Source organism: Novosphingobium sp. (genome assembly GCF_032093395.1).
Classification (GTDB): Bacteria; Pseudomonadota; Alphaproteobacteria; order Sphingomonadales; family Sphingomonadaceae; genus Novosphingobium.
The window spans coordinates 33543-56712 of the sequence record NZ_DAMDBA010000024.1 but is presented as its reverse complement, the minus strand read 5'-3'; the positions used below and the strand labels follow the sequence as shown (position 1 = coordinate 56712).

At 65.1% G+C, this 23170-nt stretch carries 16 protein-coding genes; 11 read left to right on the top strand and 5 right to left on the bottom strand.

Annotated elements, in window-relative coordinates:
* The first annotated feature begins 253 nt into the window (after positions 1 to 253).
* From RT424_RS10660 to RT424_RS10630, 7 genes are all read left to right on the top strand, one after another.
* Positions 254 to 3364 carry a response regulator gene (locus RT424_RS10660; protein ID WP_313437497.1) on the top strand — a complete coding sequence of 1037 codons (3111 nt, stop codon included), beginning with the start codon at positions 254 to 256 and terminating at the stop codon, positions 3362 to 3364.
* Between the two features lie 5 nt (positions 3365 to 3369).
* Positions 3370 to 4263 (top strand): CheR family methyltransferase, encoded by an 894-nt coding sequence (locus RT424_RS10655; protein WP_313437502.1) that lies wholly within the window; start codon positions 3370 to 3372, stop codon positions 4261 to 4263.
* The gene (locus RT424_RS10650) at positions 4253 to 6088 is read left to right on the top strand and encodes a response regulator (RefSeq protein WP_313437494.1); all 1836 of its coding nucleotides are present in this window, start codon (positions 4253 to 4255) and stop codon (positions 6086 to 6088) included. Before RT424_RS10655 ends, RT424_RS10650 begins: the two co-directional genes overlap by 11 nt.
* A gap of 95 nt (positions 6089 to 6183) precedes the next feature.
* Positions 6184 to 6333: a hypothetical protein gene (locus RT424_RS10645; RefSeq protein WP_313437491.1), complete on the top strand. Its 150-nt coding sequence runs from the start codon at positions 6184 to 6186 to the stop codon at positions 6331 to 6333.
* Between the two features lie 75 nt (positions 6334 to 6408).
* Entirely contained in the window at positions 6409 to 6897 is a 489-nt protein-coding gene (locus tag RT424_RS10640; protein ID WP_313437489.1) for a low molecular weight protein-tyrosine-phosphatase, read from the top strand.
* Positions 6898 to 7059: 162 nt separating this feature from the next.
* On the top strand, positions 7060 to 7842 hold the full coding sequence (gene purC / locus RT424_RS10635) for a phosphoribosylaminoimidazolesuccinocarboxamide synthase (RefSeq protein ID WP_132263291.1): 783 nt from the start codon (positions 7060 to 7062) through the stop codon (positions 7840 to 7842).
* Between the two features lie 122 nt (positions 7843 to 7964).
* Positions 7965 to 10850, top strand: coding sequence for an insulinase family protein (locus tag RT424_RS10630; protein WP_313437480.1), 2886 nt, complete (start codon positions 7965 to 7967; stop codon positions 10848 to 10850).
* Between the two features lie 115 nt (positions 10851 to 10965).
* Here the strand turns inward: RT424_RS10630 and RT424_RS10625 are convergent, their stop codons facing one another.
* On the bottom strand, positions 10966 to 11844 hold the full coding sequence (locus RT424_RS10625; protein ID WP_313437477.1) for an isocitrate lyase/PEP mutase family protein: 879 nt from the start codon (positions 11842 to 11844) through the stop codon (positions 10966 to 10968).
* Positions 11845 to 11935: 91 nt separating this feature from the next.
* Positions 11936 to 12634: an HAD-IA family hydrolase gene (locus tag RT424_RS10620; RefSeq protein ID WP_313437474.1), complete on the bottom strand. Its 699-nt coding sequence runs from the start codon at positions 12632 to 12634 to the stop codon at positions 11936 to 11938.
* A gap of 59 nt (positions 12635 to 12693) precedes the next feature.
* On the opposite strand from RT424_RS10620, the gene glmU reads away from it, so the two are divergent.
* Complete coding sequence (gene glmU / locus RT424_RS10615) at positions 12694 to 14064, top strand: bifunctional UDP-N-acetylglucosamine diphosphorylase/glucosamine-1-phosphate N-acetyltransferase GlmU (protein WP_313437471.1); 1371 nt, start codon at positions 12694 to 12696, stop codon at positions 14062 to 14064.
* A gap of 53 nt (positions 14065 to 14117) precedes the next feature.
* On the opposite strand, the gene RT424_RS10610 is transcribed toward glmU, so the two are convergent.
* On the bottom strand, positions 14118 to 14834 hold the full coding sequence (locus tag RT424_RS10610; RefSeq protein ID WP_313437468.1) for a tetratricopeptide repeat protein: 717 nt from the start codon (positions 14832 to 14834) through the stop codon (positions 14118 to 14120).
* Between the two features lie 201 nt (positions 14835 to 15035).
* Here RT424_RS10610 and RT424_RS10605 point away from each other — a divergent pair, with 201 nt between their 5' ends.
* From RT424_RS10605 to RT424_RS10595, 3 genes are all read left to right on the top strand, one after another.
* On the top strand, positions 15036 to 15914 hold the full coding sequence (locus RT424_RS10605; protein WP_313437462.1) for a TIGR00266 family protein: 879 nt from the start codon (positions 15036 to 15038) through the stop codon (positions 15912 to 15914).
* 133 nt (positions 15915 to 16047) lie between these two features.
* Positions 16048 to 17871, top strand: coding sequence for a glutamine--fructose-6-phosphate transaminase (isomerizing) (gene glmS, locus RT424_RS10600; RefSeq protein ID WP_313437459.1), 1824 nt, complete (start codon positions 16048 to 16050; stop codon positions 17869 to 17871).
* Between the two features lie 101 nt (positions 17872 to 17972).
* A complete protein-coding gene (locus RT424_RS10595; RefSeq protein ID WP_313437457.1) occupies positions 17973 to 20366 on the top strand; it encodes an EAL domain-containing protein in 2394 nt (797 codons plus the stop codon).
* A 3-nt stretch (positions 20367 to 20369) separates the two neighbouring features.
* On the opposite strand, the gene RT424_RS10590 is transcribed toward RT424_RS10595, so the two are convergent.
* Positions 20370 to 21410, bottom strand: a complete 1041-nt coding sequence (locus RT424_RS10590; protein WP_313437454.1) for a dihydrodipicolinate reductase — start codon at positions 21408 to 21410, stop codon at positions 20370 to 20372.
* Positions 21411 to 21501: 91 nt separating this feature from the next.
* Positions 21502 to 23154: an MFS transporter gene (locus tag RT424_RS10585; RefSeq protein WP_313437451.1), complete on the bottom strand. Its 1653-nt coding sequence runs from the start codon at positions 23152 to 23154 to the stop codon at positions 21502 to 21504.
* Between the last annotated feature and the right edge of the window lie 16 nt (positions 23155 to 23170).

Genomic DNA, 23170 nt, shown 5'->3' with positions numbered 1-23170 from the left:
TTCCGCGAAGTTCGTCGGTATTCCTGCACGATCTACCGGAACTTACTTAATGAAACCCTCACTCGGCCTGCGCGTGTTTCTTGCGCCATTGACCCGGTGGCGACCTGCAAAATCGCACCCCCCGTAAAATTTGCAGCCTCTTCGGGAACCCATCGCAATTCGCGGCGTTCATCCATCCGATCCGGGGACCGTCTTTGGAAGTTTGGGGGAAAAACGGTCCGCCTGCAGCCGGCCCGATCCCTTGAGATTCATAATGTCGCCCAGCAAGGCCCTCAGTCTTCACGTCCAGCTTGCGCTTGTCATCATCATCGTCCTCGGATTCTGCCTGCTGGTGGACATCACGATCCCGCTGGGGACCGGGGTCAGCGTCCTCTATCTGATCCCCACGGTGATAGCTTTCATCGCACGGCGACCGATAACCCCCTTGCTCACGGCGCTCTGCGGCATCGGCTGCGCCATGGCGGCCTATTTCATCGCCCCCCAGGGCCTGGGGCTGGAAATAGCGATGACCAACCGCGCCCTTTCCGGCGTGACCAACCTCCTGCTGGGAGGCATCGGCTTCTTTCTCATCCGCTACCGCAATGCCAATCGCCACCAGCAGTGGCTGCGCGAAAGCGAGACGGAACTCGCCCGCGCCACGGCTGGCAGCCTGCCGCTGAACGAACTCGGCAGCCGCACGCTCGCCTTCCTGGCCGAGCGGTTCGGCGGAATTGCCGGGGCGCTCTACGTCCGCGAGGAAGGCACGTTCCACAAGATCGCGACTTACGGCGTACCCGCAGATGCCCATGTGCCCGAACGAATGGGACCGGGAGAGAGCCTTCTGGGCGAAGTCATGCGCCACGGCCGCACCACGATCATAACGAGCGTGCCGGCCGGCTATCTTTCCTTCGGAACGGCTCTGGGTCAGACCACGCCTGCCCGCCTCGTGCTGGGGGCCGCGCAGGTCGACGGCACGGTGAACGCCGTGCTCGAAATCGGCTTCATCGACGCGCCGGAGGCCCGTCCCGAAGACCTTGCCGCTTTCCTCGATCTCGTGGGCAGCGCGCTGGGCATAACCCTGCGCTCGGCCAAGTTCCGTGCACGGCTGGAGCACCTCCTCTCGGAAACCCAGCAGCAGGCCGAGGAACTCCAGAACCAGAGCGAGGAACTGCGCGCCACCAACGACGAACTGGAAGCCCAGAGCAAGCTCCTGCTCCATTCGCAAACGCAGCTCGAAGAGCAGCAGGCCGAGCTTGAGCGCAACAATTCGCAGCTGGAAGAGCAGGCCCAGTCGCTGGAAGCCCAGCGCGACGAACTGACCCGTTCGCAGGCGCGCCTGCGCAGCCAGACCGACGAACTGGAGCAGGCCAGCCGCTACAAGTCGGAATTCCTCGCCAACATGAGCCACGAGTTGCGCACCCCGCTCAATTCGCTGCTGATCATGGCGCGCCTCCTGGCGGACAATCGCCAGGGCAACCTTTCCGGCGAGCAGGTGCGTTATGCCGAAACCATCGAATCCTCGGGCAACGACCTGCTGACGCTGATCAACGACGTGCTCGACATCTCGAAGATCGAGGCCGGCCGGCTGGAACTGGAGCCGCACCGGGTTCCGGTGCGGGCGATGCTCGGCAAGCTGGAGAGCACCTTCGGCGCCGCCGCCTCGGGCAAGGGCCTGACGCTGACCTTGCGCGCGGCCGATAACGTGGACGAGATCGAAACCGATCCGCTCCGGCTGGAACAGGTGCTCAAGAACTTCCTGTCCAACGCGGTCAAGTTCACCTCCCATGGCGAGGTTTCGCTCACCGTCGCGCCAGCGGCGAAGGGCCGCATCGCCTTTGCGGTGCGCGATACCGGGCCGGGGATCGCCGAGGACCAGCAGGACGCGATCTTCGAGGCCTTCCGCCAGGCCGACGGCGGCATCGCCCGCAAGTATGGCGGCACCGGACTCGGCCTCTCGATCTCCCGCGAGCTGGCGCACCTGCTGGGCGGCACGATCACGGTGGACAGCACCCCCGGCATCGGCAGCACCTTCACGCTCGAACTGCCCGAGAGTTTCAAGCCCGGCGATTCCGCCAGCACCCCGCTCATTCCCGGCCGTGCGACGCCTACCCCGACGCCCGCCGCCACGGCGACGACAGCACCGCCGCGCCGCCGCGGTCCCGCGCTCCAGGATGACCGCGAGACGCTCTCGGGCGATTCCCGCGTGATCCTGATCGTCGAGGACGATCCCGCCTTCGCCCGGATCCTTTCCGACCTTGCCCATGAAGTCGGCTTCGAATGCCTGATCGCGGGCACGGCCGACGAAGGCGCCCTGCTCGCCCGCCAATACCTGCCGCAAGCGGTGATCCTCGACATGCACCTGCCGGACCACACCGGCCTCTCCGTGCTGGACCGGATCAAGCGCGACACCCGCACCCGTCACATCCCGGTGCACATCGTTTCCGCAGACCATGACGACCATGCCGCGCTGGCCAGCGGCGCGGTGGGCTACCTGTTCAAGCCGGTCAGCCGGGATACGCTGGTGGACATGCTGGAAGGCCTCGAAGCACGGATGGACCAGCGTCTGCGCCGCGTGCTCGTGGTCGAGGACGACCCGAGACAGGCCGAGGCGATCCACCTCCTGCTCGCCTCGCGCGACGTGGAGACGGTGGACGTGCAGAGCGCCGCCGACTGCCTTGCCCGTCTGGGGCAGGAAACGTTCGACTGCATGGTCCTGGACCTCAACCTGCCCGACATGTCCGGGCTAGACCTGCTCGAACGGCTCTCCCATGACGAAAGCGTCGGGTTCCCGCCGGTGATCGTCTATACCGGCCGCGAACTCTCCGAAGAGGAGGAGATGCGGCTGCGGCGCTATTCCAAGTCGATCATCGTCAAGGGTGCCAAGAGCCCCGAACGCCTGCTCGACGAGGTCACGTTGTTCCTCCACCAGGTCGTCTCGGAAATGCCCGACGAGAAGCAGCAGTTGCTCGCCCGCTCGCTGGGCCGCGATGCCGCGCTGGAAGGCCGCCAGATCCTGGTGGTGGAGGACGACATCCGCAACATCTACGCGCTCACTTCGGTGCTGGAGCCGCACGGCGTCCAGGTTCGCATCGCCCGCAACGGCATCGAGGCGCTGAACGAACTGGCCCGCGTGGCCGACAGCGACGGCGCCGCCGTGGACCTCGTGCTGATGGACGTGATGATGCCGGAGATGGACGGCCTCGCCTGCACGCGCGAAATCCGTCAGCAGGCCCAGTGGGCGAACCTGCCGATCATCGCGCTGACCGCCAAGGCCATGGAACGCGACCATCGCGAATGCCTGGAAGCCGGCGCCAACGACTATCTGTCGAAGCCGCTCGACGTGGACAAGCTGCTCAGCCTGGTGCGCGTATGGATGCCCCGGTGAAGCAAATGACCGCGAAGCCGATGACCGCAAGGTTCCCCGGGAGACGCGGCGTCGAGGCCGTGGAGGACATCGAGGTCGACCTGCTGGTGGAGGCGATCTGGCGACGCTACCAGTACGATTTCCGCGACTATTCCCGCGCCTCGCTGCTGCGCCGGCTCCAGCGGGCGCAGTCGCATTTCGGCTATCCGCACCTCTCCAGCCTGCTCGACCGCATCCTCCACGATCCCGAGAGCCTGAACGTCCTGATCGGCTTCCTGACGATCCAGGTCAGCGAGATGTTCCGTGACCCGGAGTATTTCCGCGCCATTCGCGAACAGGTGATCCCGCACTTGCGCACCTGGCCCTCGATCAAGGTATGGATCGCCGGCTGCGCCAACGGCGAGGAGTTCTACTCGCTGGCCATCCTCTTCCGCGAAGAAGGACTGGAAGAGCGCACCATGTTCTATTGCACCGACATCAATCCCGCCGCGCTCGCCAAGGCCGAAGCAGGCGTCTACGAGATCGAGCGGATCGCCGGCTTTTCCCGCAACTACCGCGAGGCGGGCGGCGCCGGATCGCTGGCGGACTACTACACCGCAAATTATGGCGTGGCGCGGTTCGATCCCACCTTGCGCCGCCGCGCCGTCTTCGCGGACCACAATCTGGCGAGCGACGCGGTGTTTTCCGAGGTTCAGCTGGTGTCCAGCCGCAACGTGCTGATCTATTTCGACCGCGCCTTGCAGGATCGTGCGCTCGGGCTATTCGCGCAGTCCCTGCCGCCCGGAGGCTTTCTGGGATTGGGATCGAAGGAAACCGTGCACTTCTCTACAGAGAGCGATAGCTTCGCCGAATTCGCACCGTTGGAAAAAATCTGGCGGCGCAACAAGAACGATATCCAGGAGGCGACCTTTGCTGAATGAGCCTCTGAAAATCCTGGCCGTGGACGACATCCGGGAGAACCTGCTCGTCCTCGAAGCCGCGCTCGACCAGCCCGGCGTGGAACTGGTGACCGTCTCATCGGGATTCGAGGCACTGGAGGCCATGCTCCGCCACGATTTCGCGCTGGCCCTGCTCGATGTCATGATGCCGGAGATGGACGGCTTCGAACTGGCCGAACTGATGCGCGGCACCGAACGGACCCGCGCCGTGCCGATCATCTTCCTCACCGCCCTCGCCACCGACGAACGCCGCCGTTTTCGCGGCTACGAGGCAGGCGCGGTGGATTATCTGCTCAAGCCGCTCGACATGGTGGAGCTGAACTCCAAGGTCGCGGTCTTCGTCGAACTGGCGCGCCAGCGCCGCGAGATCGCCCGTCAGCGCGACGAATTGGGCCTCGCGCTCGGCCGCCTGCGCGCCCACGGCGACAATTCGCCGCTGGCCGTGCTGGAGATCGACGCCAACTTGCGGATCGTCAGCTGGTATCGCAGTGCCGAGCGCGAAGTGGGCTTTTCGGCGCAGGAGATACTTGGCCTGAAAGTGGAGGAAGCCCCGTTCCTCGCCCCGGCCGACCGGCCAGGCTTCGTCGAAGGCATGCGCGCGCTGCTGGGCGGCGAAGACCGGCGCGAAACCCAGGAACACCGCTTCGTCCGTGCCGATGGCGCGCTGCGCGAAGGCGAGTGGTACTGCTCCTCGCTCGCAGGCACCGGCTCGCGCGGCGCCAGCGTCATGATCGAGCTGCTCGACGTCACCGAACGGGCTCGTGCCGAAGAGACGCAACGCCTGCTGATCGGTGAGTTGAACCACCGCGTGAAGAACACGCTGGCCACGGTCCAGGCCATCGCCTCCCAGGGGTTCCGCCATGCCCGTTCGACGGAAGATTTCCAGCAGTCGTTCAGCGGCCGCCTGCAGTCCCTCGCCCGCGCCCATTCGCTGCTGAGCGCGACGACATGGGAACCGGCCAGCCTGCGCAGCCTGATCGCCGAACAGGTCGCCATCGGCGCCGTCAGCGAGGACCGGCTGAAGCTGTCGGGCCCCGACGTGGAACTGCCACCGGAAATTGCGCTGCGGTTCTCGCTCATTCTCCACGAACTGGCCACCAATGCGCACAAGTACGGCGCTTTTTCGAACGAAGTGGGTACCGTCGCGCTGGATTGGGCGTTCCGGGGGCAAGTGCTCTCGCTGACCTGGACCGAACGCGGCGGCCCGCCGGTGACGGCGCCGGATCGCCGCGGGTTCGGCTCTACCCTCATCGAGAGCAGCATGGCCGCCGATGGCGCCCGGATCGGCGCGGACTACGATCGCGAAGGCGTTCGCTGGCAATTGGTGCTGCCGCTTGCCGAACAGGACATCGAGAAGGACGTGGCGCAAACCGTCGACCGCGATCGACCGCCCGAAGAACCGCAAGCGGCTCAAGCTGCCCCGATCGAACGCAGTGCCCGCGAACTCAAGGTGCTGATCGTCGAGGATGAGCCGCTGGTGGCCATGGAACTGGTGATGGAGATAGAGGACCTGGGCGCCATCGTGCTCGGCCCCGCCACGTCCTGCGAACAGGCGCTTGCCATGATACGCGAAGCCGATCCCGACCTTGCCCTGCTCGACGGCAATCTCAATGGCGAGCGAATCGACGTGGTTGCGGACGAACTCGCCGCCCGCGACACGCCTTTCGCCTTCGTCAGCGGCTACGATCGCCGCCATCTTCCCGGCGATCACGCCGACCGGCCGATGCTCGGAAAGCCATTCATGGCCAGAGAGGTCTGCGAGATGGTCCGGCGGCTCGCGCAGGAGGCCGGAGCGGCGGTCAGGTAGCCCGCCACAACGGCCTTGCCGCCAGGTTAAGGAAACTTTCAGTCAGACTCGGGGTTTATTCTCAGGAATGACCCCGAGGAAAGGAGCCTCTGCCAATGGCCCTGACGCAAGACAGCACCTATCGTTCCGAGCGAATCTGGACCCCGCGCACGCCGCTCGATCCGGGCCTGCGCCGGCGCTTCCATGGTCCGATCCAGCCGATGGACCAGCCGACCCTTCTCGAACGCATCTTCGGTCATCGCTGAGAGGGATGACACTGAGAGTCCAGGCAATTCTCGACGCGATTTGAGATCGCCCCGCTTCCGCGCTAGCTTCGGCTCATGTCCGAAGAAAACGCGCATCGCCCCTCCGTCCTCTTCGTCTGCTTGGGCAATATCTGCCGCTCTCCTCTTGCGGAAGCTGCCCTGCGCCATGCGGCGGAAGCAGCCGGGCTGGACATGGAGATCGATTCGGCGGGCACGGCTTCCTGGCACACCGGAAAGGCACCCGACCCGCGCTCCTGCGCCGACGCGCTCAAGCACGGCATCGACATTTCCCGCTATGCTGCCCGTCAAGTAACCGCAGGGGATTTCCAGCGGTTCGACCGGATCGTAGGCCTCGATGCCGCCAATCTTGCCGACTTGAGGCGCATCGCCCCGGTGAAGGCGAAAGCCCGCCTGTCGCTATTGCTCGATCATGTTCCGGGCATGGAGGGGCAAGACGTGGAAGATCCCTACTATGGCGGGCCGGAAGGGTTCGAGACGACGTGGGCGCAAGTGAGGCAGGCCGCGCAAGGCCTGGTTGCAGAACTCTCCGTCGCGCGCGGCTGACCCGTTCTTGGGCCCGCTCCCGACAACCTCTCGCGCAAGCGCCGTTTGCTTTTACCCCTGCTTCCATTATATGCCCGCTCGAACGCCCCGGCCCCGATTTCTCGTGATGCGATTTCCATCGGACCGAGGCTTGCTCTTTTACAGTTTCAAGGACGAACACGCATGTCCCGTCGCCGCCAGATCTACGAGGGCAAGGCCAAGATCCTCTACGAAGGCCCCGAACCCGGCACCCTGATCCAGTACTTCAAGGACGATGCCACTGCGTTCAACGCGCAGAAGAAGGGCACGATCCAGGGCAAGGGCGTGATCAACAACCGCATCAGCGAGTACGTGTTCACGCGCCTCAACCATATCGGCGTGCCCAACCACTTCATCCGTCGCCTCAACATGCGCGAACAGCTCGTCCGCCAGGTCGAGATCATCCCCATCGAGGTCGTGGTGCGCAACGTGGCGGCCGGTTCGATCTCCAAGCGCCTCGGCATTCCCGAGGGCGAGCCCCTGCCGCACACGCTGATCGAATACTATTACAAGGACGACGCGCTGGGCGATCCGATGATCGCGGAAGAGCACATCGCCTGCTTCGGCTGGGCCACCAACGAAGAGATGCAGGACATCTCTGCCATGGCCATCCGCGTGAACGACTTCATGTGCGGCATGTTCGCGGCGATCAACATCCGCCTGGTGGACTTTAAGCTTGAGTTCGGCCGCATCTGGGACGGCGACTACAGCCGCGTGATCCTGGCGGACGAAATCAGCCCCGACGGCTGCCGCCTGTGGGACATGTTCACCGGCGAAAAGCTGGACAAGGACCGCTTCCGCCGCGACCTTGGCGGTGAGGAGGAAGCCTACCAGGAAGTCGCCCGCCGCCTCGGCCTGCTCCAGGACGACAACGGCCCGAGCGAAGTCCTCGACCTTTCCAAGCATCGCAAGCTGCGCGGCAAGTAAGCCTCGCGGGACTGCTGAAAAAGCCCGGCCACCGCAAGGTGCGCCGGGCTTTTTCCTGTTTGGGCGCCAAGAGGCTGCCCGCCCCCCTTGTTATCATCGGCTTGCTGAGGCAGGCCATCGCCATGCGAACCGCTCTCATCGCCGCGCCGGTCCTTGCCGCTTCCCTTCCGGCCGCTGCCGTTCCCGCTCTGGCCAAGGATGCCCGACTCGACCACCCGCGCGCTCTGGCCAAAGACGCGCATCTCGACGACACGCGTTGGGCCTTCGAAACCAGCGACGTGCCCGTCGATCCCGATTTCCGGTTCGGCCGCCTCGCCAACGGCATGCGCTACGTGATCCGCCACAATGCCACGCCCGCCGGGACCGGGGTGGTGCGGATGGAAGTTTCCGCCGGCTCTCTTGACGAGAGTGAGCGCGAGCAGGGTTATGCGCACTTCGTCGAGCACATGGCCTTCAACGGCAGCACGCGCATTCCCGAGGGCAAGATGATCCCGCTGCTCGAACGCGACGGGCTCGCCTTCGGCGCCGATACCAACGCTTCCACCAGTTTCGAGCAGACGGTCTACAAGCTGGACCTGCCCCGCAACGACGCCGCCCTGCTGGACACCGCGCTGATGCTGATGCGCGAGACGGCGAGCGAATTGACGATCTCGCAAGGCGCGGTCGCGCGGGAGCGCGGCGTGATCCTGTCGGAAATGCGCGACCGCAACACGTTCGCTCTGCGCAATGCCATCGATTCGGCCCGCTTCTTCTACCCCCACGCCCTCTACGCCAGCCGCTTCCCCATCGGCACCGTCGCCACGCTCGACGCTGCCGACGCGCAAAGCCTTCGCGCCTTCTACGAGCGCGAATACGTCCCGGCCCACGTTACCCTGGTCGTCGTCGGAGACTTCGATCCGAAGCAGGTCGAAGCCGGAATCGTCCGCCACTTCGGTGCTTGGCAAGGCCCCACCGCCGAACCGCAGCCCGATGCCGGCCCCGTGGACCGCAAGGATCGCGGAAGGACCGGCCTGTGGATCGATCCGGCCCTTTCCGAACGGGTGGTGATCCAGCGCAACGGTGCCTGGCTGGACGAGCCGGACTCCATCGCCCAACGCCAGGAGAACCTGCTCCGCTCGATCGGCTACGCCGTCGTCAATCGCCGCCTCCAACGGCTGTCGCGCGGCGCAGAGCCACCGTTTCGAGGGGCCGGGTTCGGCACGGGAGATGTCTTCGAGACCGCCCGCTCCACCCGCCTCATCATCGATAGCGTCGACGGAAAGTGGGCAGAAGGCGTCAGTGCCACCGCCCGTGAGTATCGCCGCGCCCTCGCCCATGGCTTTGGCGACGGAGAAATCGCCGAGCAGCTCGCGCAATTGCGGACATCGCTGATCAACGCCGCCGGTTCGGCGAACACCCGCAGCAATGCCACGCTGGCGGCGATCGCGCTGGCGCTCGTCGATGACGGCATCGTCCCTTCCACGCCCGCCTCCGCGCTGGAACGCTTCGAATCGTTTGCACCAGCGATCACGCCCAAGGCCGTGCTCGCGGCGCTGAGACGGGAGGCTGTCGCGCTCGACAAACCGCTGATCCGCTTCGAAGGTCGCAAGGCGCCCGAAGGCGGAGAGCCTGCCATCCGGGACGCGTGGAAACGCGCCATGCGCGGGCCGGTGCCGCGCGAGGACGGACAGGCCGCGGCCCAGTTCGCCTACACGGATTTCGGCAAGCCCGGCGCGGTGGTCGGCGACGCGCAGGATCCGCTGTTCGGCATCCGCTGGCTTCGCTTCGCCAACGGCGTCATGCTCAATCTCAAGCAGACCGAGCTGGAGAAGGACCGCATCCGCGTCAGCCTGTCCATCGACGGCGGCGACATGCTCGACACGCGCGAAAATCCCCTGGCCACCGACATGGTCGGCTGGCTGGAAAAAGGCGGTCTGGGCAAGCACAGTCGCGACGACCTGGACAGCATCATGGCAGGGCATTCCCTTGGCTTCGGGCTCTCCAGCGACGCCGCGAGCTTCGATGCGCAAACCGCCACCACCCCGCGCGACCTCGAACTGCAGCTGCAATTGCTCGCAGCGCTCGTCACCGATCCCGGCTACCGCCAGGAAGGCGAGGTGCAGTACCGGCAGCAGGTGAACAACACTTTCGCCCAGCTTCGCGCGACACCATCCTCGGCTCTGGGCGCTGACCTTGGACGGATCGTCTCGGACAACGACCCCCGCTTCAGCCTCCAGCCGGTGGAAGCCTATCGCCAGCTGACTTACGCGAAGCTGCGCGACGCCATTTCGGACCGGCTTACAAGCGGGGCTCTCGAAATCGGCATCGTCGGCGATTTCGACGAGGCGAAAGCCATCGCCTTCGTGGCTGCCACTTTCGGCGCTCTTCCTGCGCGCGAGACCGCCTTCCGGCCTTACGACGAACAACCGCCCCGCACTTTCACCGCCGATCGCACCCGCCGCGTCGTCCGCCACACCGGCCCCGCGGACCAGGCCCTGCTCCGCCTGACCTGGCCCACCCGCGACGATGCCGATCCGCTCGATGCGCTCAAGCTGCAGATGCTGGAACGCGTCGTGCGCATCGAACTGACCGACAGCCTGCGCGAAGCACTCGGCAAGGCCTATTCGCCTTCCGCCGGAAGCTCGCTTTCGCGCTACTGGAAAGGGTACGGCACTTTCGCCATCGCCGCATCGCTCGACGTGGCGGACGTCCCCGCCGGACGCGATGCCATCGCGAAAGTCCTGCGCGAACTGCGCGCGGCGCCGGTCAGCGATGACATTCTGCAACGCGCCCGCGCGCCGCTCGTCGAAGCCTACCAGAACGCGCTGAAAGGCAATGCCGGCTGGCTTTCGCTGGTCGATCGCGCGCAGAGCCAGCCCGATCGCATCGAACGCTTCGGCAAGGCCCGCGATCGGCTGATGACGATCACTTCCGCTGAGGTCCAGGCGATGGCGCAGCGCTATCTCGATCCGGCGCAGGGGCTGGAGGTTCTGGTGTTGCCGGAGCCTGAAAAAGTCTCGAAGAAGTAAGTGAAAGGCAGGGGCCATCGCCCCTGCACCCCGTCACTGTCGATGTTGCGCCCCGCCTAGCCGTTGGGCGCCCATGGCTGGGTCGGAAGCCATATTGGCTGCGCCGCAGGAAGCACTATCGCGCGTGATTGGGCCGCGTCGGTCGGCCCGTCCGCTCCGCCCATTCGACGATCAGGTCGTCGTAGAGTTTCTGGTCGATCAGATCGTATTTCTCGGGGAAGTTGGTGAAGGCGTTCATCGCGCTTTTCACCGCCCCGGTTTCCATCAACTCGCGCGCCATCGCCAGATGGCCGACTGCCGCCGAAACCCAGCCCCATGCTGTGGAGAGCGTGAAGGCGGTGTTCGGCAAGTTGAAGCCGAGCGTGCAGACGGGGATCGGCATGTGCGGGATGACTTCGGCCTGCTGCTCGGGCGGCGCGCTGGCGAAGACGATGGCATCCGCCCCGGCCTCGGAATAGGCGTGCCCGCGCCGTATCGCTTCCTCGACGGAACCGGTGCCGCCGCCGCCATTGGCGCTGGTGTAGAGTTCGTCGCAGCGCGCGATGATGACGAGACCCGAATCGCCTCGCGCCTTCACCCCGGCCTCGATTCGCAACTGCATGTCCTCGATCGAGCAGAGTCCGTTGACGTGCTTGGAGTGCTTGGGATTCACCTCGTCCTCGACGTGGTATCCGGCGATCCCAGCAGCGGCGTAGCGGCGGGTGAAGTGGTAGGCATCGGCCACCGTCTCGCCCAGCGTATCGGCATCGACGATCAGAGGGATATCGATGGCCTGTGCGATCCGGGCCGACTGCTCGATCATCTCGACTTGGCTGAAAACGCCGTTGTCGGGCACCGCATAATGAAACGCCGAGCAGGCATGTCCACCCAGATAGGCCGCCTTGAAACCCACATGCTCGACGATCCTTCCGGTCAGCGCCGAATAGGCTTCGGCAGCCACGAAGTGCTCGCCGTTCTCGATCAGCGCGCGCAGTTTTTCACCCGGCGTCGGCATCGCGTTTCTCTCCCGCTCCTGTCCAGCAGGGGCTGGCACGATTGCGTCTGCGCCACAACCCGACGCCCCGCTTATCGGCAGGGCGTTGCGCTCAGACCGTTTCGGCTGCCGCGCCGATGCGTTCGAGCGTCGGGATCAGTTCGTCGAAGTGATCGATCACCGCCGTCGCGCCAAGTTCCTGCGGGGGCCTGTCGTTGAACCCGAAGCTCACCGCCACGCAGGGAATGCCCGCTGCCGCCGCCGCGCCGGTATCGTAAGTCGTATCGCCGACGAAGGCCGCCCGGACCGGCCCGCCTCCGGCCCGCTCCAGCATCAGTTCGATGAGGTCCGGCCGGGGCTTGGCACGACCGGGGCCGAGCGTATCGCCGCCGATGACCGTGAAGAAATGGTGCGAAAGCCCCATCTCCGCGAAGATCTTCACGGCCAGCCGTTCCAGCTTGTTGGTCACGACCGCGATCTTCACCCCCCGCGCCGCCAGCCCCTGGAGCATGGCTTCACCGCCGGGATAGAGCCGCGTTTCCACGGCGATATGATCGCTGTAGAAGTCGATCAGCGCCTGGTGCAGCTCATTCAACCGCTCGTCCGAAACCGGCCCGCCGGTAACCTCCAGCCCTTTCGCCAGCATTTTCCTGGCGCCGCCGCCCACGAGGTCGCGCACCGCCTCCCTCGGAATAGCCGGCCGCCCCTCCAGCGACAGCGCGTGATTGAGCGCAATACCCAGATCGCCCAATGAATCCAGCAAGGTTCCGTCCAGATCGAAACCGACGATATCGAAAGGGAAATTCGTCATACCCGGATCAGTGGCGTGTCGCGGTGGAAACCGCAACAATTTGCTGGCAAGTGATGCGGATGGTCGAACATTCCACCCCTCTCGCTATCGTCGTCCTCGCTGCCGGCAAGGGCACTCGCATGAAGAGTGACCTGCACAAGGTGCTCCATCCCATAGCCGGCCGGCCGATGCTGGAACACCTGCTGGAAAGCGCAGCCGCGCTGGCGCCGGAGCGACAGGTGGTGGTGGCCGGGCACGGCCGCGAGCAGCTGGAAAAAGCGCTGGGCAGTCGTGCGGCGATCGCCGTGCAGGAGCCGCAGCTAGGCACCGGCCATGCAGTGCAGCAGGCCGAAGGCGCGCTTGCGGATTTCACGGGCGATGTCCTGATTCTCTATGGCGACGTGCCTTTCGTGAGCACCGGAACGATGCGGGCGATGATCGACCGGCTCCATGCCGACGATTCGCCCGCTGTGGTCGTTCTCGGCTTCGAGCCGGAGGATCCGCTCCAGTACGGCCGCGTGCTTGCCCATGACGACGGACGCATCGCGATGATGGTGGAATACAAGGACGCCACCGAAGAACAGCGCGCCTGCCGCCTCTGCAATTCGGGGCTGATGGCGGTAAAGTCCGCCGACCTGTTCGACCTGCTCGCCCGTGTCGGCAACGACAACGCCCAGGGCGAATACTACCTGGTAGACATCGTCAATGTTGCGACGCTCGAAGGGCAGGCCTGCGCGGTGATCGTCACGCCCGATCCCGATGAAGTGGGCGGCATCAACAGCCGCGGCGAACTGGCCGAGGCCGAAGCGCGCTGGCAGGCGAAGCGCCGCATCGCCGCCATGGCAGATGGCGCAACGCTGATCGCCCCGGAAACGGTGTTCTTCGCCTGGGACACAAGGCTCGGCCGCGACGTCACCATCGAGCCCAACGTCGTCTTCGCGCCCGGCGTGACGGTGGCGGACAATGTGGTCATCCACGCCTTCTCGCACCTCGAAGGCGCCACGCTGGAAAGCGGCGTCGCCATCGGGCCCTATGCCCGCCTGCGTCCGGGCGCGATCTTGCGCAAGGGCGCCAAGGTGGGCAATTTCGTCGAAGTGAAGAACGCCGAACTGGGTGAAGGCGCCAAGGCCAATCACCTCACTTATGTCGGCGATGCAATCGTTGGCGCCAAGGCAAACCTCGGCGCGGGCACCATCACCTGCAATTACGACGGTTACTTCAAGCACCGCACCGTCATCGGTGAACGTGCCTTCATCGGCTCGAACAGCGCCCTCGTCGCACCGGTGAAGATCGGCGCCGACGCCATCGTCGCCGCCGGCAGCACGGTGACCCGCGATGTGGCCGATGGCGAACTGCGCCTGGTGCGCGGCGAACAACTGGTCAAGCCCGGCTGGGCCGACCGCTTTCACGACGCCATGAAGAAGAAGAAAGCCGAAAAGTCAGGATCCTGACAGGAAACGGGCGGCCCGCGGACCGCCCGTCCTCCCTGACGAACTAATCAGTCTCAGGCGCCGATAGCCTGCTTCTGGGCGATGAAGTCCAGCTCGCTCTTGGCGCCTGCATTGGCGGGATCGTACTCCAGCGACTGACGGAACAGCCGTTCCGCCTCGCCAAGCTGGCCCATCTCGATCTTGGTATAGCCCATGCCGCGCAGCGCGCGTGCCGCTATTCCGGCGTCGTCGCCGGACGTGCTCTTGTCCACGATTTCCCAGGCATGCGCGAACAGATCGTAAGAACGCTGCCATTCGCGGCGCGACTTGAACAGTTCCGCATACTCGTTGGCGAAATGCGCATCGGTCGGCGCGAGTTCGGTGGCGCGGCGCAGTTCGGCTTCGGCGAGATCGCCCCGGCCGAGATCGACGAGCGCGAATCCCTTGCCGAAATGCGCATCGCAAACCGCGCTGCTCACCGCCACCGCCTTGCCGGCGACGATCGGTTCCGGCGTCGCCTTCGACTGGCAGAGCCGAGGGCGAACGTCCCCGCCCAGCGCCTGTTCGTTGGCCAGGATCACCGAATCGAACATCTTGACGGCCTGCGCCGGCTTGCCTGCGCGAATGAGGGCGAAACCCTTGCTGACGTCGCTGCGGCTATCGACATGAAGCGCGGTGTTCACGACCGCAGCACTGCCGATGTCCCGCGCGGAAGCAGCTCCGGAAAAAGCCGCGCCGAAGCCAGCCAGCCCGATGAAAACGAATGAAACCGACTTCTTGTTGAAGTTCATCGGCGCTTATCCTCTCAAGGAACACCGATCGCGCCCCAGTCTTGAACCAGCGGTTTCTTGAACCGAAAGGTCTTGCCGGGCGATTTTAGTCGGAACAGTGTTCGTCCAAGCGCCCAGACTATCCGACGAGCGCCATTTGACAAGAACTTTCACGATTCCCACATATCATGCAACGAATCTGTCCCGTTTACCGGAGTTTACATGTCGAACAGTCCCTGGGGCACGAGTTCCCCGAACCAGAGCCCTTCGAACCATCGGCGCAGCGCCGCGATCGCGGACGATGTCGATTTCGAGATCAAGGGGCATGAACTCCAGTTCGTCGAGATCGAGCTGGACCCCGGCGAAAGCGCGGTGGCCGAAGCCGGTGCGATGGTCTGGAAGGACTCCTCGATCGCCATGTCCACCGTGTTCGGGGACGGCGCCGGCCAGCAGGGCGGCGGCTTCATGGGCAAGCTGCTCGGCGCCGGCAAGCGCCTCGTCACCGGCGAAAGCCTGTTCACCACGGTCTTCACCCACGAGGGGCGGGGCAAGGCCCGTGTCGCCTTTTCGGCGCCGATCCCCGGCTCGATCGTGCCGATCAAGCTGGACGAGGTGGAGGGCCGCCTGATCTGCCAGAAAGATGCCTTCCTCTGCGCCGCGCGCGGCGTGTCGATCGGCGTCCATTTCCAGCGGAAGATCATGACCGGCCTGTTCGGCGGCGAAGGTTTCATCATGCAGCGCCTCGAAGGCGACGGCTGGGTCTTCGTGCAGATGGGCGGCACCGTGATCGAGAAAACGCTGGAGCCCGGCGAAGAACTTCACATCGACACCGGCTGCGTCGCCGCCTTCACCTCGGGCGTAGACTTCGACCTGGTGCGTGCCGGCTCGGTCAAGTCGATGATCTTCGGCGGCGAAGGCGTGTTCTTCGCGCGGCTGCGCGGCCCGGGGAAAGTCTGGATCCAGTCGCTGCCGTTCTCGCGTCTGGCAGGGCGGATGATGGCCTCCGCAATGCCCTTCGGCGGGCAGAACCGCGGCGAAAGCACCCTGCTGGGGCTCGGCGCGGCGGGCGGAATCGGCGCCCTGCTAAGCGGGGACGATTGAGCCTTCAGGATTACGTCTTAAGTCCCTCCACTTTGCACACATTACCAAGGCTTCATGGTGGCGCCACCATGCGCCAACGATTATCGGTGCAAGGCAAGACAGCTTTCGTCTCGAACAAGGTACAGCAAGCACAATGTGTGGAATCATCGGCATCGTCGGCAAGGAACAGGTCGCGGATCGGCTCGTCGACGGCCTGAGGCGCATGGAATATCGCGGCTATGACAGCGCGGGCGTCTGCACGGTCGAGAATGGCCAGCTCATCCGCCGCCGCGCACAGGGCAAGCTGGTCAACCTCGTCAACGAACTTGCCCGCGATCCGGCTCCGGGCCTGATCGGCATCGCCCACACCCGTTGGGCCACCCACGGCGCGCCGACGGCCGCCAATGCCCATCCGCACGCCACCGAGCATCTCGCGCTGGTTCACAACGGCATCATCGAGAACTTCAAGCCGCTGCGCGAAGCCCTCGAATCGCGCGGCCGCACCTTCGAGAGCCAGACCGACACCGAAGTGGTCGCCCACCTCGTTTCCGAGCGGGTCGAGGCCGGACTGTCCCCGGAAGACGCGGTGAAGATCGTGCTGCCGCAACTGCGTGGTGCCTTTGCGCTTGCCATCGCCTTCCGCCAACACCCGGACCTGCTGATCGGCGCCCGCCTCGGCTCGCCGCTGGTCGTCGGCTATGGCGAAGGCGAGACCTACCTCGGCTCGGACGCCCTTGCCCTTGCCCCGCTCACGCAGCGCATCTCCTACCTCGAGGAAGGCGACTGGGTGGTGATCACCCGCGAAGGCGCGCGTATCTTCGATGCCGAAAACAACCCGGTCGAGCGCGAGATCGTCTCCTCCGGCGCGTCGGCCGTCGCCATCGAGAAGGGCAATTACCGCCACTTCATGCAGAAGGAAATCTTCGAGCAGCCCACCGTGGTGGCGCAGACCCTGCGCAGCTACATCCACCAGGTCGACGAGTCGGTGGCACTGCCCCAGATCGATTTCGACCTCTCCACCGTAAAGCGCATCACCATCGTCGCCTGCGGCACCAGCTTCTACGCGGGCATGGTGGCCAAGTACTGGATCGAAACCTTCGCGCGCCTACCGGTCGACATCGATGTGGCTTCCGAATTCCGCTACCGCGACCCGGTGCTGGAACCCGGCGGCCTGGCCTTGTTCATCTCGCAGTCGGGCGAGACGGCCGATACGCTGGCAGCGCTGAAGCATTGCAAGGCGGCTGGCCAGACCATCGCCGTCGTCGTCAACGTGCCCACCAGCACCATGGCGCGCGAAGCGGACCTGCTGCTGCCGACGCACGCCGGGCCGGAAATCGGCGTGGCGTCCACCAAGGCCTTCACCTGCCAGCTTGCCGTGCTGGCCGCCCTTGCCGCGCATCTCGCCGTGAAGCGCGGCCGCATGGACCGGGCGGAAGAGAGCGAGGTGGTCCAGCATCTGCTTCAGACGCCCGCCAGCCTCAACGCCGCGCTCGATCACGATGAAGAGATCGCTGCCATGGCGCACCTCATAGCCCCGGCCCGCGACGTGCTCTATCTCGGCCGTGGCCCGGACTATCCGCTGGCGCTCGAAGGCGCGTTGAAGCTGAAGGAAATCAGCTACATCCACGCCGAAGGTTATGCCTCAGGCGAGATGAAGCACGGCCCCATCGCCCTCATCGACGAGGCAGTGCCGGTGATCGTGCTCGCCCCGTCAGGCCCGCTGTTCGAGAAGACCGTCAGCAACATGCAGGAAGTGCGCGCGCGCGGCGGCAAGGTCGTGCTGATTTCGGACGCGGAAGGCATTGCCGAGGCTGGCGAGGGCTGCATCGCCACCATCGAGATGCCGCGCGTCCACCCGCTGATCGCACCCCTGGTCTACGCCGTGCCCGCCCAGTTGCTGGCCTATCACGTCGCCTGTGTAAAAGGCACCGATGTGGATCAGCCGCGCAACCTGGCCAAGAGCGTGACGGTCGAATAGCACCGGATCGGAGGCTTTCCCCTAAGCGGGCGCCTTCACCGCAACGGCAAATGCGCTATGGTTTACCGGGCGATAAGGCTTCGCCCGGTAAAGGCTAGGCTGTGAGAAAGCGGTCACATTCCATTCACCCGCTGCCGCAGGAACTGCCGGTCACCGTGATCCTTGGGTTTACCCGGCGGGATAGCGAATGGAGCGCGGCAGGCGACTGGGGGCAATTGCGTGCACTTCAGTACGCCTGTCTTGGCCGGGCACCCCTTGCCCGCACTGCAACGCAGTTTGCCGCCATGCTCGCCGCTGTCGCGCTGCTGGGGCCGCATTTCGATTATCGCCCGATCCTCGGTTGGATCGCAGCCGTCTGCATCGTCGGCTGGTACGCCTCGCGCGCGGAAAAATCGGTTGCTAATGCGGAGGGGCTCGGCCCCCGGCCGGATCAAATCCGCACCTATTTCACCGCGATCGCCGCAAAAGGACTGATCTGGTCGATTCCTCTGTGCGGATTCGGCCCATTCCTGGATCCGCGCGACCAGGTCATGCTGTGGACCGTAGTGGCGATGCTGATGACCGCATTCGCCGTGCTGGTTCCCGGCGTTGCACTCGGCACGCTGGTTTTCACCGCAATCGTTGGCGGTTCGGCCGTGGCCTGCTTCCTTTCCTTCGGCCTCTACGATGTCGCCCTTGTCGCCTCCGCCTTCATCGTCGTCGTCCTGGCCGGCGCCGTCCAGTCTGCCCGGCAGTTCCTGGTCGGAAAAATCGCCGAAGCCGGCATGGTCGAGCGCGACGAGGTGGTTTCGCTGCTGCTGCGCGAATTCGAGGAAGGCGAAGCCGACTGGCTCTGGCAGATCGACCCGGCCCGCCGCATCCGGGCCGCCTCGCCCCGCCTCGCGTTCGCCATGGGTAAGGATGCGAGTGAGATGGAGGGCCTGCCGTTCCTTCAACTGATTGCCGGCCCGACCTGGGAAACCGGAGACTTCCCGGCAAGCCTGCACGATCTGGCCGAACGCCTAAAGCGTCGCGAAAGCTTCTCCAACCTGCTGGTCCGCGCCACCGTAGGCGGCAGGCCGCGATGGTGGGAGCTTTCGGGTACGCCGCAATTCGATGAAAGCGGCCGGTTCGAAGGGTTCCGCGGCCTGGGCTCGGACGTCACTGAGGCGCGGGAGAATTCGGACAAGATCGCCTGGCTCGCCCGCTATGATCCCCTTACCGGCATGCCCAACCGCCTGATGCTGACCGAAGCCTTGGGCCAGGCGCTTTCTTATGCCGCGCAATCGCGCATGCGCTGCGCCCTGCTGATGATCGATCTCGATCGCTTCAAGACGATCAACGAAACACTCGGCCACCACGTTGGCGACCAGTTGCTGACGCGCGTTGCCGAACGACTGAAAGAGCAGATGACCGAACGCGAAGTCTGCGGCCGCCTGGGCGGCGACGAATTTGCAGTGGTCATTCGCGACGCGTCGGAACCGAGCTATGTGGAAAAGGTGGCGCAGCGCGTCATCCGGAGCCTTTCACAGCCCTACCAGGTCGATCATCACACCCTTTTCGTCGGCGTCTCCGTCGGTTCGGCGATCGGTCCGCGCGATGGCGAGGCGGCGGAAACCCTGATGCGCAACGCCGATCTCGCGCTCTATCGCTCGAAGGACGAAGGCGGCAACGCCCACTTCCCTTACGAGCCTGCGCTTCACGCCCATGCCGAGGAGCGCCGAAAGCTGGAGTTCTCGATGCGCGGCGCGCTGGAGCGCAGGGAATTCGCACTCTGCTTCCAACCCGTGGTGGATGCGCGGGACGAAACCCTGGTCAGCTTCGAAGCCTTGCTGCGCTGGAACAGCGAAGAGCATGGCGCGATCAGCCCCGTAAAGTTCATCCCGCTTGCCGAAGACACCCGGCAGATCGTCCCCATAGGGCAGTGGGTTCTTCGCGAAGCCTGCCGCGAAGCGATGAACTGGCCGGAGCATGTCCGTGTGGCCGCCAACGTATCGGGCGAACAATTGCTCGATCCGAACTTCGTCACAAGTGTCGTGTCGGCACTCACCGAAAGCGGGCTGGCCGCCGCGCGACTGGAACTCGAAGTGACCGAGAGCATCTTCCTGCGCGATGCCACGCTGGCCCGGTCGGCGCTGGAACAGGTCATGGCGCTCGGCTGCAAGGTTGCGCTGGACGACTTCGGCACCGGCTACTCCTCCCTCGGTTACCTGCGCAAGCTTCGGTTCTCGACCATCAAGATAGATCGCTCCTTCGTTCAGGGCGCGGCGACCGGCAATGCGGAAAGCCTGGCGATCGTCCGCGCCGTGGTCGCCATGGCCGACAGTCTCGGCATGTCCACGACTGCCGAAGGTGCCGAGACCGAGAGGGAGGTCGACATGATCCGCAAATTGGGCTGCGGCAAGATCCAGGGCTATTATTATGGGCGCCCGATGTCGGCGAAGGATGCGATTGCCCTTTTTCGCAACCGCGCCTGCCCGCCGCCGCGGTCTATCGAGCAGGCTTCAGAGGTTTGAACCTTAGTCGAAGATCGGCAGGATCTGCGGCAGATCGGCCGTAGTGCGGATTCCCTGCGGCGCAGCGCAAACAGCGGGGATGGCGTTCACCGGCCGATGCGCCGTGAGCCCCGGCGTGTAGGCGGCGTATTCTTCTGCAGTGACCGGAAAAGTGATGTCCACTTTCACCGGCGTGTCCCCCTCGGTGGCGATTCTCCAGCCGGATTCGCGCAAGTCCCAATCGTGCTCGATATCCTGGGTGACGTACCAGTTCGCTCGAAAGCGCATGACGGGGCGGCCCCCGCTCTTGCAGGTGATCGTGGTGCGCATCGCGCCCACCGTTCCGGCGGCAACCGTTCCCGCTGCGATCGTCACGTCGCTCTGGGCCGGCGAAAGTTCGCCCAGGGCCTCGATCTCGTCCACTTCAAGACCCACCGCATCGGCGATCTGCGATAGCGAACTCCCGAAGTCCCCCTTGAGATGCTCTGCCCGGTGTTGATCGAAGGGCGCCATGGGCGCACCGAACCCCATGACTTGAAACAACATTTCCGGCGAGTTGCGACTGGAGACATCGGCATATTCGTCGATGGTGAGCAAGCCATGCCTGCGCTGAAGCGCCATGAGGGGAATCGCCAGCGCCTCGGTAACAAAGCCCGGGCTGGAGCCGGTGCTGTAGATAGAGGCGTTCCCCGTTCGGCATGCCTGCTCCACCCGCTCGCGGAGCACCGGGTCCATTCGCGCCGGATTGTGAAAATCCCCTCGCGTGGTGACGATGTTCTTGCCGGATTCCAGCAAGGCGCAGATTTCATCCCAGTCGGTGCCTTGGCGCATGTAGAGGACACAGTCGGCATCGAGCGCCACCAGCTCCTCCAGCGAATGCGTCGCCTTCACGCCCATCGGTTCAAGGCCGCAAAGTTCGCCCGCATCCTTGCCTACCTTGTCCGGCGAACTGACCCAGAGGCCGACAAGCTCCATCTGCGGATGCTCGATCACCGTGCGCAAGGCGCGGCTGCCCACGTTGCCGGTCGCCCATTGGATCACGCGCCAGGTGCGGCTTTCCGCCATCATCACTCTCCCTCGATTGGTTGCCGCCAGCAGGCCAGCGCCCCTGCCCCGCCGCAATCCCCGGATGGGAACAACGACGGGACGGACCGGATCACGGAGCGATCCAGCTAACGGTGTCCTGCCGGGGGTCCAGCGATTCGGCCTTCCAGCGCACCGACCCGAACGGCCGTTCAAGACGACGGCGGACGCGGTTGCCCTGATGCGAACGGTTGAACGAATCCGCCTGCGCCTGGATATCGGAATCTCCCTGGGTGAACCGGTCGCGCAGCCGCAAGTAGTCCCCCCAGGTCGGGCAATGATAGCGTTCCGTCCAGAGCGCCGGGTCGGCTATGTCCCGCGCGAGCGACCATTCGAAGCCGCCGTTCCGCTTGCGCATGGACTGCATCTTCATCATCACCGCGTAGAAGTCTCGCGCGCGGTTCGGATCGACATCGTAGTCGACCTCGATGACGATCGGCCCCGATCGCAAGGTCAGCGCCATCCCCACGGCCGGTTCATGGAGGAGCGGCGCTTCGGCCGTGTCCGTCTGATCCGCCGCTATCGGAAAGATGAAACCCAGCAAGGCGGTGGCGCCCACTGCGATGCCGGAGGCGACGAGCGCGAAGGCGACGCTGCGACCGCTGGCGATCTCGCCCCAGGCCCATGCGCCCAGGGCAATCCCGGCGGTGATCGCGGAAGAGAACAGCGAGAGCGCCCGCGCCGTAACCCATCGCGGCGCGGAAAGTTGAACGGTCACATTGAGCATGGCGATGGTGAGGATGTTGCAGGCCCCCACCACCAGGAACGCGGCGCAGGACACGACGAGATCCCGGCTCATGCCGATCGTGACGAGCGCCACCCCCGTACCCACGGCGAAGATCCGCACCGCCAGTTCGGTCGAGATCGCCTCGCGAATACGGCTGACGAACAGCGCGCCGATCACCGCGCCAACCCCCTGTGCGCCGAGGAGAATGCCGAACGTGGAAGCATCACCATGCAACAGGTCACGCGCGATCAGCGGAGCCAGCGCCGAGGCCGTCGCCGTGCTCAGCCCGAAGACCAGCACCCGCACGAGCGCCGTCCGGATCGCCGGAGCATGAAGCGCATAGCGCACGCCGCCGACGATGGCCCGGTCCATGCGCTCCGGCGGCAGTCGGGAAGGCGCATGCCGCCGCCGCCACAGGAAGAAGGCGAAGAGCAGCGGCAGATAGAGCAGCGAAGTCATGCCGAACACGGCTTTCGCCCCGTAGATGACGACGATCAGCCCGCCCAGCGCGGGTCCGAAGCTGCGGGCGATATTGTAGCTGATGGTCCCCAATGCGACAGCCGCCGGCAGGTTAGCGCGGGAGACCTGTTCCGGGATCGAAGCCTGCCAGGACGGCGAATAGAGGGCCACCCCCGCGCCGATCAGCACGCAGAAGCCGAGCAACACCCAAGGGGTCACCAGTCCCAGGAAGGCGATGGCGGCCAACGCCGCTGCGCAGATGGCACTGAACGTCAATCCCGCCATGGCGATGCGGCGGCGATCGAACATGTCCGCGATCGCGCCTGCCGGCAATGTCACCAGCACGAGCGGCAGCATCATCGCCGACTGCACGAGCGCCACCATGCTGGGCGAATTGCTCAGCTGCGTCATTTCCCATGCCGCGCCGACGCCGAGGAAAAGCTGGCCGAAATTCGAGAACAGACTGGCGATCCAGATCCGCCGAAACGTGGGTTCGCGCAAGGGTGCGAATGCACCGCCCGGCTCTTCGTTGCCTTCCATTCCCTCCCTTTCGCCC